This window comes from Streptomyces sp. NPDC059582 (assembly GCF_042735715.1).
In the GTDB taxonomy this organism is placed as follows: Bacteria; Actinomycetota; Actinomycetes; order Streptomycetales; family Streptomycetaceae; genus Streptomyces.
The window spans coordinates 97,774-110,969 of sequence record NZ_JBHWCC010000031.1 but is presented as its reverse complement, the minus strand read 5'-3'; the positions used below and the strand labels follow the sequence as shown (position 1 = coordinate 110,969).

The window sequence follows — 13,196 nt, the reverse complement described above, 5'->3', positions numbered from 1 at the left end:
CGGTGGGCCAGGCCGGGCCGAACACCGGCGGCAACTGCCGCCAGGTGCAGCCCGAGGTCGCCACGAAGATGATCGCTGCCAGGCATTCACGGTCATCCGCCCGGCGCCGACCGCCACCCTGCGGACGGTTCACTTCTATCGGAGGTACTACCCGCCGGAACAGCACCCACAACTCATCGGGCACCAGCCGCTCAACCAGATCCGTCATGCACGGCTCAACGAACGATCACGCCATAAGAAACGGTGTCTAACTCAAGGACGTCCTGGCCGGCATCGACGGCCCGATCGTCCTGGCGGGCCACTCCCAGACCGGTCTCGGCCGGCGCGGTGGCCCATCGGGGGCGCAGAACGGGCCGACAGCGTCACGGCCCCGCCTCGACCGTGTCACGCCGGGTCGTACCGGCCGGTCATAGTGTGAAGTCGAGAAGAACTGAGGACACCGCCGGATCTTCGCGTCGGTACGGACACGCAGGTGGTGACGGACGTGTGGGCGGCGGGCGACGATGCCTCGGTACCCGACCTCGCGTCCGGGCGACCGGGTGCGCACGCGGTCCCCAACGCCCAGCACGCGGTGAGGCAGGGCGAGCGTCTGGCGAAGAACATCCTGGCGGCCCTGCGCGGCCGGCCTGGCAACGCCTATGCGCACCACAGCCTGGGGTTGGTGGCCACGCTGGGACTGGGCCGCGGCATCTTCCAGTACCGGCGCCTGGTCATCAAGGGCTTCTGAACCGGCCCTGACAGCGACGGAGCGGCAGGTGCCCGCTCGAGGTAACCCGCCGCCCGGGCACTGTTGCCGGGCCGACACAGGTGGGATGAGCTGAACGGGCACTCCGCGTCCGATGGCTTCTGTCGGAACACACTGTGTTGCCCTGAGGCAGCGTCCTTCGACGGGCCACCGGAAGGCTCTGTGCCGCGGGGATGGTGTCACAACTTCCTCACCTGTCCGGTCTAGCTGACAAAGCCGGCAGGACACGAGGAGACCGACCCGTTCCCCGAGAGCTGGATGCGGCGTTCCCGCACACCGTGGGGAACGTTCCGGTGCGTTTGCCGGGGCGGCGGCGGTGGCGCCGGAGGCCCGGTCGAGAGGGGGACGCGGTATGGATCAAGTGGGTGACGCTGTGCCGCTCGCCGAGTTGCTCGACGAGCGGCGGCATCTACTGGAGGTCGCCCGCTGGATGCTGGGCGATCGCATCGCGGCCGAGCGAGTCATCAACGAGGCGTACAGGCGGTGGTACGGCCTCTCCGATCCGGAGCGGGCGCGAGTGGTGGCCCCCCGGGCATGGCTGACACACACCGTCGGTGGAATCTGCCTGGCGAGGCTGGCGCTGCCCTACGGGGACGGGCACGAGGGCGCACAGAGCCCAGCACTGGGCACGCCCGATCGTGGAGCGAGGCTGGAGAGGGAGGTCCGTGCGGTGCTGTTGCGGACACTGGATTCGCTGTCACCGGCCGAGAGGGCGGCGTTCGTGCTCAACGACGTGTTCGGGATGGCGCCGCGCGCGGCCGCGGGCATCGTCGGAGAGCCCGAGCCGGAGTGCGCCGAGCTGGCGGAGCGGGCCCGGCAGAGCCTCAGGGACTGCCGCGCTGAGCCCACGTCGCCATGTCGGCAGGACGAGATCGCCCACGCGGTACGACGGGCGTGCGCCGACGAGGACGCCGGCCTTCTCACGTCCCTGCTGGCCCCCGACGCGACCGCGTCCTTCGACGGCGGGGGCAGGATCCGGGCGCTGACCCGGCCCGTCCACGGCAGCGAACAGATCGCCCGCAGCCTGCTGACCCTGCTCGCCCGGCATCCCCGCACCACCTTGCACACCCACTCCGTCAACGGACGCACCGGCCTCGTCGCCCGCTACGACGACCAGGTCGCCGCGGTCATCACTCTGGACATCGCCGGCTCCCGGGTCGTACAGGTCTGGGTGATTCTCAATCCTGACAAGCTGCGTGCCTGGAACCGCCCCTTCCCGTGACGCCGTCGCTCGGGGCCGGTCGCCTCAGGTGCCGAGGGCGGTCGCGTAGCGGGAGCCGGAATCGACAAAGGCGGCGATCTTGCGCGGATCGAATACCCACAACACCTGGTGGATGCCCTTGCGTGTGGCCGCGATGGTCATGAAGACGGTGGGCCGGCCGTCCCGGTACAGCAGGACCCCGCTTCGCCCGTTGGCCTCGACCGGTCTGACCTCGGCCGTCGGCCAGAACCGCGGGTAACCGGTCGACAGGTTCGCCACCTGGGCACGTCCCAGGACGGGCACGCGAGCCACCCCTCGCAGGCCGTCACCGTCGGACAGGCTGACCGTGTCCGGGGTGAGCAGTGCCTCGAGGGAGGCGATGTCCCCCTGTTGGGCAGCCGCGACGAAGGCGTTCAGCAGCCGACGGTGCTCGGCCGTGTCCACGCTGTCCCGCTGGTCGTCCGTCAGGTGTTTGCGTGCCCTGCTCACGATCTTCCTGATGTTGACGGGGGTGAGCCGCAGGATCTCCGCGATCTCGGCATAGGCGTAGTCGAAGGCTTCCCTCAGGACGTACGCGGCCCGCTCGGTCGGGGTCAGCTTCTCCAGCACCAGGAGGAGGGCGAGTTCCAGGGCTTCCGCCCGCTCGGCGCCGACCTGCGGGTCGTCACTGGTGTCGACGGGCTCGGGAAGCCACGGACCGATGTAGGTCTCGCGGCGGACACGGGCGGACTGCGCCACGTTGATGGCCAGCCGCGTGGTGGTGCTCGACAGGAAGGCCACGGGATTCACCACGACGGAACGATCGGTTTTCTGCCAGCGTAGCCACACCTCCTGGACGACGTCCTCCGCCTCCGTCGTGCTTCCCAGCACCCGGTAGGCGATGCCGAAGAGACGCGGCCGGATCTTCACGAAGACGGATACGGCCTCGTTCAGGTCGCGCTCTGTGGGGGCCGCCTCTGGATGCATGGTCCTGCTGTCTCCGTTCCGCCGGTCGTCGATGCTGGCGCGGGACGCGATCATGTGGCCGCCCCCGCCGACCGCCGGGCAGGTGGTCCGGCGAACTGGGGGTGCGGCCTCTGGGCTGCTCTGATCGTCTCCGCTTCCAAGGACCGACGGTGGCACCGTTTCGTGACACTTTTGCGCGGTGATTCCGCCTCCCGTGCCCCCGGGGGTCTGCCTCGTTCTGGGTGCGGGGACCCTCTCGGAAGGGAGAGCAGGCACATTTGGTCCTTTCCAGGCCCGTCGATACCCGTACTGACGATTCCAGCACAGGGGGAACGGTCGTGCGCGGGACCGAGTCCCAACGTTGATTCACACTATGTCTTGCGTCTTCACAACGTCGCTGCACGCTACCGCACGACCTGGCACAAGGTGGCATCAGGGCACCTGGCGGCAGCATGCCGGCAGGTGCGAGCCGGGCGTCCGAGGCGTGGCCGCACTCGGCGGTCGGCAAACCGGGGGTGTGTCACATCTACGCTTCCGGTCCGGTCTCAATGTGCGACGAACCGCGATGTGTCTCCGTCGGGCCGTTCCGCACATCATGAGCCCCCCCAAGACCAAATCGGCCCGCACCGCAGGAGGTGTCCCATGGACCTGGACTGGCGCGAACTGGCGCTCTGCCGACGCGAAGACCCTGACCTCTTCTTCCCGATAGGCGCCATCAACAGTGGTCTGGTGCTGATACAGACGGACGAGGCGAAGGCGGTTTGCCGTCGCTGCACCGTGACGGAGCGGTGCTTGGCCTTGGCCCTCAGCGCTGAACCCGTCGAGGGCATATGGGGCGGCACGTCGGAAGGGGAACGTCGCGCCATGCGACGCTGCGTGTCGCGCGAGTCCCGGAACGCGACGGAGAACGCCGCGTGAGCCCTGGCTCCCGCTGACGACGCACGGGTCAGGACGTGCCGGACTGTCACCGCGACACAGTGAGGGACACACCGACCAGGGGCGACGCGACGATGCCCGCGCGCGGCACCGCACAGCGATCGTGGTGGCCAGGACTTTCACCGCTGGACGTAGGCGTTTTCACCGGCTCCGCCGATGGGACCGCGAATGTCACAACCGAGCGGGCCGCCTGGTCTTAGGGGACGAGCCGGACGCCACGTACGAGCCGGCTCCGTGATGTCTCGCACGACGGTGAGGAGGAGAGGATGACGTACGTCCTCGCGCAGCCTTGCGTCGGCGTCATGGACCGGGCCTGTGTGGCCGCATGCCCCGTGGACGGCATCTACGCGGGCGCGCGGACCTTCCGCATCAACCCCTCGGAGTGCGTCGACGGCCATGCCTGCGAGCCCCTCCGCCCCGTCGAGGCCGCCGTCCACGAGGACGACCTTCCCCGGCGCTGGGCCACACCCGTCAACCAACGCGGAGGACTTCGACCCGCCTTCCCGGGGACAGCCCGCACCTCGTGCCACGGACCGAGATCATCCCCTGGTCGTCGCCCTGCCCCCGCGAAGCCTCCCCAACAAGCCGATCTCCGCGTGCACCGTCGGCAAGGAGGAGGCCGCCGTCGCGGACCTGTGGTTCCTGTCCTGACCAGCCGCTGTCGCTGTCGGTCAGGGGGGAACGTCCGCCGCGCGCAGTGCCGACCGCTGGGTGAGGAGACTCGCCGGTCAGGAGGTGAGTGTGATGGTCGTCGGCGTGCCCTTCCAGGCCATACGCGCGTAAGGACACAGCGAGTCGGCCTTCTGCATCAGGGCGGTGGCCACCCTCGGGTCGACACCGGGCCAGTCCACCACCAGATCGACGTGCAGCAGATAGCCCCCGTCTTCCGGATCCCGTCCGAAGGCCACGGTTGCCGCCACCGAGATGACGGCCGGGTCGAGCGCCTCCTGCCGTGCCACCAGGCTCAGCGCGCCGTGGAAGCACGCCGCGAAACCGGCCGCGAACAGCTGCTCGGGATTGGTTCCACGGCCGTCACCACCCAGCTCGGTGGGCATACGCAGATCAAGGTCCAGGACACCGTCGGACGAGCGTGCCCTTCCGGAAGCCCGCCCGTGAGCGGCCACACCGCCGTTGACGGTCACGGTGGTCGTGTAGATGGGCGAGAACGAGTCCCCGTCGAAGTCCTTCTCGGTCGACAGCGGGGGCGGCTGGATCCGCTCGGTCATGGCATGACTCCGATGTCGTCACGGTACGTACTCCGGCAGACGACGTCAGGGAGCACGTACGCGGGGAACTGGGGGCGCGGAGGACGGTGACGGTCATGGCGGGCGTCCGCCCGCGGGGACCGGAGCGGCGCTCCTCAGGGGCGGGCGGCACCACACCACGCACGTCACGTCGTCTGTCCTTCGCTCGGTGGAAGTCCGGGATGTGGACCACTGGATGACCGACGAGCAACCGTTCCTGTGACGCCTGCGCGGTGACGTCGGGCGGGACCGCCCGGCAGCCTGTCGGTCGCGCGGAGACGGACAGCCGGTCGGTCGCCCAGCGACGCGGCGCAGGACGACAGCTTCGACAGCTTTGCCGGGTTCATCACCCCACCTGATCCGGCCGACAGCTCCGCGCGGACGTCGACGGACAGCGGGGCCACGGCGTTTCCTCCGAACGAGGCGAGACGAGCACCGCCGGCCTGCCGCTGGCTTCGGCCCACGGGGTGGGGCTTCGGCCCGCTGGCGCTCGGGGCGGGACGACCATGTCCTAGTAGGTGTGGAACGGGCCCTGGCGACGGGCTCGACGTTCAGGTCAACCGTGTCTCGCGGCCGGTGGAGGCTGTGCAGAGGCCGTCCGTACACCTTGTGGACCTGGCCGGACTGAACGGCTGCGAGGGGCGTCATCGCGGCCGTCGGGTTGCGGTAAGGAGCCGTGCGCAGACAACAGGCGTGTGGTCATGGTCGGCGGTTCGGGCGTTCGTCCCGGCCGTGCGTCGTCCAGGACCGCCGGATCAGGTTGGGCGCCCGGTCGTATCCACTCGTCGCGGTGGCTGCGGACCGGTGCGCGTTTTGCAGCAGGGGTCCTCCAATGTGCCTTTCCGCGCGACCTCATGGGTCTCGCGCATCCCTGCGGACCGGGTCAGGTCGATCGCGGGGCGGATTCAGTCGTCGCGCCCGGCACCGCGATCGGGTGCGCTCATGTCCCCCGTCCCGGGCGTGCCGTCGGTGAGCCCGTAGCGCAGGTACACGGTGCCCGTCGGACTGGCTACCGGCGGTTCGAGGAGCGTGACGTTCGTGGGAACCGCACCGCCGTCGAACACCTTTTTCCCGACGCCGAGCACGACCGGGTGCACCCAGAGGTCGAGACGGTCGAAGAGCTTCTCGCGCAGGAGGGTCTGCACCAGGTTCAGACTCCCGACGACCTTCACGTGCTCGTGCCGCTCACGGATCTCGCGCACCGCGCCGGCCAGATCCGAGCCGAGCTGTGTGGACCCGGCCCACGAGAGGTCGGGCCTGCCGCGGGAGGCCACGTACTTCGGGACGCTGTTGAACAGCGTGGCGATCTCGTTGTCCTCGCCGCCCTCCTGGTAGGGCCAGTAGGCGGCGAAGATGTCATAGGTCCGTCGGCCGAGCAGGAGAGCGTCCGTGTCCTTGTACGCGGCACCGACCTGCGCCCCGGCGACCTGGTCGAACAGGGGCGCCTGCCAGCCGCCGAACGGGAACTCCACCGGATCCTCTTCGGGGCCGCCGGGCGACTGCCCGACCAGGTCGAGCGTTGCGAACAGCTCGATGTGGATGAGTCCCATGCCTTGCTCCCGGTGAGTTGGTTGGCTCGGTTGGGAGGTAGACCTGTGGTGGGTGGCAGACTCATCGCTGCGACGGCGCCCAGCTTCGTGGTCGTCTCCCGCGCCGCCCGGCGCGTTGGCCACCACCCCCCGCGGTCAGGGTCCTTGCGTCGCCCGGCAGCAGGCTCGGGCAGCAGGGTTGCCGCTTTGATCAAGTCCTTGGCGCGTCTCGTCGATCGTCCGCACGCCAGCGGTGAGAGCCTGCCTGCTCAGGGACGGACTGCGGCGCTCCGGTCGGCCAGGACCGGCGGGGTGCGGGCGGTGGCGGAGTCCCCGCCACCCGGCTCCTCGCCGAAGCCCAGGGCTTGCGGCGAGGAGCCGGCTCTCACGCGGCGGTGGGTGAAGAACGACCGGCTCGACCATGCCGGACACTTCTGGGCCTTTGCTTCACTCCGCGCATCCACCGGAGCCAACGCCCACCACCCCCGACGAGGCGAGCACGGAGCCTGGAGCGCTGGAACATCCCCCGATCCGGCACCCGTTTCGATCCCCACGTTCCAACGCCGGTTGAGGGGCGGCTTCTCAGTAACTCGCGGTCTGCCCGCTGTACTGGTACCCAGGGCCCGTGTCGCAGTTCGCCTTGACATACGCGCTCACGCCCGCGTCGTAGACGGTGTTCGACCACACGGTGGCGTTCGTGGCACCGAACGCGGGTTTACGCGAGTACTCCTGGCCATCCGAGTTGCGGTGGACGGTGACGGTGCAGCCGGCCTGGTCATGGTCGGTGCCCCAGGCGCCGGTCAGGCGCGCCCAGACGGTGCGGCAGCTCGGGCTGTAGCGCAGCTCGAGCAACGGACCGTCCGCGACGCCGTCGTAACTGCGCTTAAGACGCGCGGACTGGATCGTCCGGCCGTCGTCGCCGCATGAGGCGGCGAGGACGTCGGGGTCCTTGTTGTCGCAGTTGGACGAGGTTCCGGTCTGCCCGGAATACCAGGAGCAGGTGGCCGCCTGGGCGGGTGTCGCCAGACCGAGCCACGCGACGCCGGTCGCCGCCGTCAGGGTCAGCGCGCTCACCAGCGACTTGACACGCACTCGCTGCACAGAATTGCCCCCTTCTGTCATCATCCGCGGATGCGAACGCGGCCATCTTGTCAGCCGGTCCCGGCGGGCCCCAGACTCTGCGAACAGGCTCGAAGTGCGCAGGCCGCGAGGGAGGTATTCGTTGCTCCGGATCCACTTCACCGAGGTCGACCTGGCCCGGACGCGCCTGGCGTCCCGGCCCGACCCGTTGTGGGAGATCGCATCGAGTCTGCACCGTTTCCAGACCCGCCGCGGCAGGTGGGCGTACTCCGGCTGGTACCAGTCGGCGGTCCACCGGCTGACTGAGTCCGGCCTCGCGCCCACGGTGAGGTCCCTGCTGCTGCCCGCCTTCCCGCGCGCGGCGTACTACCCCGACTTCCTCACACCCCCGGAGTCGCAGGAGGGCCTCACGGCCGGCCTGGAGGCGATCCTGGCGACGCCCCGGGACCGGGTGCTGCGCGAGGTGGCGCTGGTCGTCGATGCCGGTCGCCACCACCCCTGGCTGCCGCGCCTCGCCGAGCCGGAGCAGCGCAGGACGCTGACCGACGCCCTGCGGGCGTACCACGACACGGCCATAAAGCCGTACGAGGAGCAGATGCAGGCCCGCATCGACGCCGACCGGGCCGTACGGGCCCGCGCCTTCCTCGACGGCGGTACCGACGGCCTGCTCTCCAGCCTCGCGCCGCGCATGAACTGGCGGCCGCCAGTGCTGGAGGTGGAGCACCACATGGTGGGCGGTGACCTGCATCTGAACGGCCGCGGCCTGGTCCTCCTCCCGTCCTACTTCATCTGGCACAGCCCGGTGACCCTGGCGGACCCGGGCCTCCCCCCGGTCCTGGTGTATCCCCTGCTCCACAAAGCCCCGCCCGACCCGGCGCGCGGCGGCGGGCCACCCGCGCTCGACGCGCTGCTGGGACGCACTCGTACGGCGGTTCTGCTCGCCTCCGCCCACGGCGTGACCTCGACCGAGGCCGCCAGGGCGGCCGGGGTGTCACCGACCACCGTCAGCTTCCACACCCGCGCCCTGCGCGACGCGGGGCTCATCGCGAGCGAGCGCGTGGCCGCCCACGTGCTGCACACGCTCACCCCCCTGGGGGCGGCGCTGCTGCGTGAGGCGGGACGTGGCCCCCGGCCTGCTCCGGGCCCACCCGCGCTTGCCCCCTGACCGAGCGCCGCATCCCACGGACGCCGGCGGCGGCACCAGCCGGCACCGTCGCGTCGGCACGCACCGAATGCGCGTCGACGAGCGCGGCCATGGGCTCGGCCGTTCGTCTTCACCCGTTACCCGATCATCTCCTGAGCTGAAGTCAGAACGTGTTCGAGCGCGGCCCGGCCTGCGGGTCCCCACGCCGGCTTGCCACCGGGGAGGGATGGAGCGCCTTGAGGAAACCCGCCGAGGTGTCGGCCGCGTGGTCGTGGCTGATGGGGGCGCGGTCCGCTGGTTCGCCGGGAACCCAGGTCGCGATGGTCCATGGCCGCGGGAAGCGGGCGGACGGTTCACCGATCCGCAGGGGGGTCGGGACGGGCAGCGGAAGGCGCGGGGCCAGGGTCGGCAGCCACCGGTGCTCTTTGCGCAGGAGGGATGGCGCGCGCTCCGTGCGCGGCATCCGCACAGCCGGCTCTTCTCCGAGGCGCACAGTAGGTTGTCCCAACCGCCGGCCACCTCGGGGCGCAGGCCCAACCCCGCAAGGTCCGGACGCTGTTCTCGTACCAGGGAGCGCACCAAACCGTTGTCGATATTGAAGCTGTCCACGATCTCACTTGACCATCGATGGCACTTGGCCAAGTCGGTTCGTTCAAGAGCCGGTGGTGTGGGCGCTGCCGAGGACCCACGACTCGATGTCGCGGTAGTGGATCGGTCCGCGGCTACGGCCGACGTTGCTGCCGACCAGGTGCAGACGTTCGGCGGGCCAGCGGACGCCGGTGAATCCGGCGAACCCTTGGGCTATCTCTTCCGCCGAGGACCGATCTCCTCGGCGGGCGCGGGCCAGCGTCAGATGGGGGCGCAGGGGTCGGTCCTCGAAGGCGATCCCGCAGCTCTTGACGGTGGTACGCACATCGGCGGCGAGCATGTGCAGCTCGTCGAGGTCCCCGTCGACGCCGCTCCACAGCACCCGGTCGTCGAAGATTCCGCTGCCGCGTAGTGCCAGCCGGAGTGCTGGGTGGTGGGCTGCGAGGTCGGCGAGGGGCGCTCGCAGGAGCGAAGCTGTCTCGGCCGGTAGCTCTCCGAGGAACGCCAGGGTGATGTGCCAGTCTTCTATGCGGTTCCACCGCATGTGAGGGTGCGTGCCGTAGGCAGGGCGCAGCTCGCGGGCCAGTTCTTCCTTCGCGTGGTCGGGCGGGGCGAGGGCGATGAACACGCGAACGGTGGCGGGTTTTGTCTGATCGTTCACACCGGACTTCTTACCGCACCCGGGCAGCGGGTGCGACGACCCCGGATACTGCGGGAGAGGCGCCCGCGGTCGTGGAGTGTGGGAATCGAGGCGGCCCCAGCCCTGAGAGCTCGTACGCACGATCATGATCGGCGCTTCTCGGGCCGCCGCCTGCGGCTGAGGCCGCAGGCAAAGGGGGACGGGGAGGGGGACGTGGGGTTCGGTGCGGCGTTCCCCGTGCACGGCACGACCTCATGGAGCTGATGGGCCGCCGGCCGCTCGGTGACCACTCTGACCGAGCTCACGGCGTGCGACGCGGCCACGCCTTCGGGGGACGGCCCGCCAAGGCCGTCCCGCATCCAACCGCACCCCGCTGCACCCCGCTGCACCCCTCACACCCAAGCCGTTGACCAGGAAAAAGATGCAGAAGTCCGGCGGAGTACTAGTAAGGCCTGCATCCGGTGTTCGCCGGCCCGGTCCTGCGGACGTGCAGCACGCTGCCGTCCAGGGGGAGCGGTGCCTGACCCACCAGGGTGAGGCCCGCGTCGGCGAACAGCCGGGCGTAGTGGTCGGCGCGCCGTTCGCGGCCACCGACGTTGCACATCATGTGCAGGTTCCAGGCCGTGGCCAGTGAGGCCGAGCCGTCGGCGGGCAGGACGCGTTCGACGACGAGCAGATCGGCGGTGTCGGGCATCGCGCGGGCGCAGTGGCGCAGGATCTCGGATGGGTGCGTAGGGACGGACACGGGTGTGAAGCCCGCCCGGGGGTGGACGATCTATACGCCGACGTAGTGCTCGGCGAACCAGTCCTGCTGGCTGCGCGAGGTGCGCAGCGAGGTGAGGCGCGAGCGGCGCAGGGAGTTGTGGAACAGCGACTCGCCGTCCGCGCCGGACGGGCCGTGCAGCAGCCCGATCATCCAGTGCGAGAACTCCTGCGCGCGCCAGATGTGCGTCAGACACCGCGCCGAATAGGTGTCGAGGCCTTCGGAGTTCCCGACAGTGAGGTCTTCGATCAGGGCGCGGGCCAGGAACGCCGCTTCGAGGACCGCGAGATTGGCGCCCTTCGCGGCGGACGGGCTGATCAGGCCGGCGGCGTCGCCCACGAGGAACAGCGCGCCGTGGCGCAGCGGTTCGAGCACGTCGGACTCCAGGTCGACGACGGAACGCTGCACGACGCGCCCGCGGTGCAGCGGGCCGTACTCCCGCGCCCGCATCCGCAGTTCCAGCTCGTCCCAGATTTGCTCCTCGGACCAGGCGCCGGCCGGGGTGCCGCGCTCGCACTGCAGGTAGTAACGGGTGACCTCGCTGGTACGGGCCATGTGCCCGGCGAACCCGCGCTCGTGCACCGCGTACCCGACGGCGTCCAGGCTGGGCGGCGCCTCGGCGAGCAGACCGAGCCAGGTCACGCCGTGGTCGCGGTGGTGGCGGACCGTGCCGGCCGGCAGGGAACGCCGGGCCGCGCCGTGACGCCCGTCGCAGCCGGCCACGTACCGCGCCCGCCACAGGCCGGGCCGACCGTCGGTCTCGCGCACGGCCACCGCGGGCCGCTCGCTGTCGGCGTCGCGCACGGCCACGGCCTCGGTGCCGAACCGGATCTGTCCGCCGCGTTCCAGGAACCGCGTCAACAGGTCGGTCACCAGGTTCTGTTGCGGGTAGACGGTGTGCCGCTCTCCCTGCCCGAGCCCGCTGTAGTCCAGCCGGAACCGGCCGTCCTCGGTACGGAACTCGCGGGTGCTGTGGAGCTGCCCGTGCCGGTGCAGCCCGTCGGCGAGACCGTGTCGTTGCAGGGTCCGCACGGTGCTGGCGGCCAGGAACCCGGCACGTGCCCGCGTCTGCACATGGGTGCGCTCGGCCCGCTCCAGGACGACGCAGTCGATCCCCCGGTCCAGGAGGATGTTGCCGAGCACGAGCCCGGCCGGCCCGGCTCCGAGGACGACCACACCGGTCGTGTTGTCGGCCGGTCGCAGCCGACTCTTGCCGTCTGTCACAGGATCAGATACTAAGTAGCCCAAAATCTGCGGTCGCACCGAAATCACCTGAATGTGCGGTTCTCGCGGCAAATTGATCACCGCTCAGGACAGGCCGGCTGTCCCCTTCGGCTGGGCGAAGGCGAGGATGTCGGGGACCGCTTCACGCAGGCTCGCGAAGTGACGGTGCACGCCGGCCACCGCGGCCGGGGTGTTGACGCCCCACACCGTCATGCCGGCCCGCAGTCCTGCCGCGACTCCGGACGGGGCGTCCTCGATGACCAGGCACTCCTCGGGCCGGGTCCCGAGCTGCTCGGCGGCCAGCAGGTAGGGCACGGGCGAGGGTTTGCCTTCCTTCACTGCGGCAGCGTCCACGACGACGCGTGGGACCGGCAGGCCGGTCCGAGCGAATCGTCCGCGCACCCGGTGCTCATAATTGGAGGTCACGAGCGCCCACGCCCCCGACGGCAGAGAGCCCAGCAGATCCGACGCACCGTCGAAGGCCGTGTATTCGCCGGAGCGGACGTCCTCGTCCTCCAGCTCGTGCAGCGCCGCCAGGCACCTCCTCGGATCCTGGTCCGGAGCCACCTTCGCGAAGGTCTCCATCGGCCGTGTCCGCAGCGCCACCCGGTAGACCTCAGCCACGTCCAGTCCGTATCGCCCCGCCCATGTCGCCCAGACCCGGCGCTGGTTGCCCACGGCGTCGATCAACGTTCCGTCGACATCGAAGAGGACGCACTTCCCGGGGCTGGACTGCACGAGTTCACTGCTCACGCTGTGATCATGCCAGGCAGGCCCTGCCGACCATGTGCGGGACGGTCCTGAGCCGAGCCGCTGTCCGGCTGCGACGTGGTGTCGGTCCATGTGCCGGCCGCCGAGCGGACCGACGGCCTGACCGGTGCTGCGGCTGATGCGGCCTCACTCGGTCCTCATCGACACCGCCCGGGCCGGCGTGGCCGGCGAGGAAGCCCTCCATCGTGGAACTCGCCCCGCCTACCAGGGCGTCGCCCACGCCGTGTCGTGGTGAGGGGGCGTCGTCGCCTTCGCATCGACGACGCCCACACCTCCGCCCGGCGTCCGACCGCTTCGCCCGGCACGCCGCCCCTGGCTTGCGGGGCCCTGAACCACTGCGGGGCCCGGCAGCCGGGGAACTACGTACGGCGGCGTGTCCGGTGCGT

12 protein-coding genes and 2 pseudogenes are annotated in these 13,196 nt (G+C 70.3%); 4 read left to right on the top strand and 10 right to left on the bottom strand.

The genetic code is table 11. The features are described from left to right. On the bottom strand, positions 1-208 hold a 208-nt coding region (locus ACFV0T_RS25280), incomplete at its 3' end, for a transposase (RefSeq protein ID WP_385783278.1). A gap of 231 nt (positions 209-439) precedes the next feature. On the opposite strand from ACFV0T_RS25280, the pseudogene ACFV0T_RS25275 reads away from it, so the two are divergent. Both ACFV0T_RS25275 and ACFV0T_RS25270 read left to right on the top strand, forming a co-directional pair. Further along, positions 440-724 (top strand): annotated as a pseudogene (locus ACFV0T_RS25275) (NAD(P)/FAD-dependent oxidoreductase); the annotation flags it as partial. Between the two features lie 373 nt (positions 725-1,097). Beyond that, positions 1,098-1,967, top strand: a complete 870-nt coding sequence (locus ACFV0T_RS25270) for an RNA polymerase subunit sigma (protein WP_385783275.1) — start codon at positions 1,098-1,100, stop codon at positions 1,965-1,967. 24 nt (positions 1,968-1,991) lie between these two features. Here the strand turns inward: ACFV0T_RS25270 and ACFV0T_RS25265 are convergent, their stop codons facing one another. After that, entirely contained in the window at positions 1,992-2,912 is a 921-nt protein-coding gene (locus ACFV0T_RS25265; RefSeq protein WP_385783272.1) for a sigma-70 family RNA polymerase sigma factor, read from the bottom strand. Positions 2,913-3,539: 627 nt separating this feature from the next. On the opposite strand from ACFV0T_RS25265, the gene ACFV0T_RS25260 reads away from it, so the two are divergent. Continuing rightward, entirely contained in the window at positions 3,540-3,809 is a 270-nt protein-coding gene (locus tag ACFV0T_RS25260; protein WP_385783288.1) for a WhiB family transcriptional regulator, read from the top strand. A gap of 746 nt (positions 3,810-4,555) precedes the next feature. On the opposite strand, the gene ACFV0T_RS25255 is transcribed toward ACFV0T_RS25260, so the two are convergent. The 3 genes from ACFV0T_RS25255 to ACFV0T_RS25245 all read right to left on the bottom strand — a co-directional run bounded on the left by ACFV0T_RS25255 (position 4,556) and on the right by ACFV0T_RS25245 (position 7,701). After that, the gene (locus ACFV0T_RS25255; protein WP_385783270.1) at positions 4,556-5,053 is read right to left on the bottom strand and encodes an Ohr family peroxiredoxin; all 498 of its coding nucleotides are present in this window, start codon (positions 5,051-5,053) and stop codon (positions 4,556-4,558) included. Between the two features lie 923 nt (positions 5,054-5,976). Then, the gene (locus ACFV0T_RS25250; protein WP_385783267.1) at positions 5,977-6,621 is read right to left on the bottom strand and encodes a dihydrofolate reductase family protein; all 645 of its coding nucleotides are present in this window, start codon (positions 6,619-6,621) and stop codon (positions 5,977-5,979) included. Between the two features lie 561 nt (positions 6,622-7,182). Continuing rightward, positions 7,183-7,701: a DUF2690 domain-containing protein gene (locus tag ACFV0T_RS25245; protein WP_385783264.1), complete on the bottom strand. Its 519-nt coding sequence runs from the start codon at positions 7,699-7,701 to the stop codon at positions 7,183-7,185. 121 nt (positions 7,702-7,822) lie between these two features. Here ACFV0T_RS25245 and ACFV0T_RS25240 point away from each other — a divergent pair, with 121 nt between their 5' ends. Next, entirely contained in the window at positions 7,823-8,845 is a 1,023-nt protein-coding gene (locus ACFV0T_RS25240; RefSeq protein WP_385783261.1) for an ArsR/SmtB family transcription factor, read from the top strand. A gap of 178 nt (positions 8,846-9,023) precedes the next feature. Here the strand turns inward: ACFV0T_RS25240 and ACFV0T_RS25235 are convergent. From ACFV0T_RS25235 to ACFV0T_RS25215, 5 genes and pseudogenes are all read right to left on the bottom strand, one after another. Continuing rightward, positions 9,024-9,436, bottom strand: a pseudogene (locus ACFV0T_RS25235) (phosphotransferase); the annotation flags it as partial. 40 nt (positions 9,437-9,476) lie between these two features. Beyond that, positions 9,477-10,073 (bottom strand): RNA 2',3'-cyclic phosphodiesterase, encoded by a 597-nt coding sequence (gene thpR / locus ACFV0T_RS25230; protein ID WP_385783258.1) that lies wholly within the window; start codon positions 10,071-10,073, stop codon positions 9,477-9,479. A 421-nt stretch (positions 10,074-10,494) separates the two neighbouring features. Next, a complete protein-coding gene (locus ACFV0T_RS25225; protein ID WP_385783255.1) occupies positions 10,495-10,797 on the bottom strand; it encodes a methyltransferase in 303 nt (100 codons plus the stop codon). Positions 10,798-10,827: 30 nt separating this feature from the next. Beyond that, positions 10,828-11,991 carry a 4-hydroxybenzoate 3-monooxygenase gene (locus ACFV0T_RS25220; protein WP_385783286.1) on the bottom strand — a complete coding sequence of 388 codons (1,164 nt, stop codon included), beginning with the start codon at positions 11,989-11,991 and terminating at the stop codon, positions 10,828-10,830. A gap of 132 nt (positions 11,992-12,123) precedes the next feature. Then, positions 12,124-12,792: an HAD family hydrolase gene (locus ACFV0T_RS25215; protein WP_385783251.1), complete on the bottom strand. Its 669-nt coding sequence runs from the start codon at positions 12,790-12,792 to the stop codon at positions 12,124-12,126. Positions 12,793-13,196: the final 404 nt, after the last annotated feature.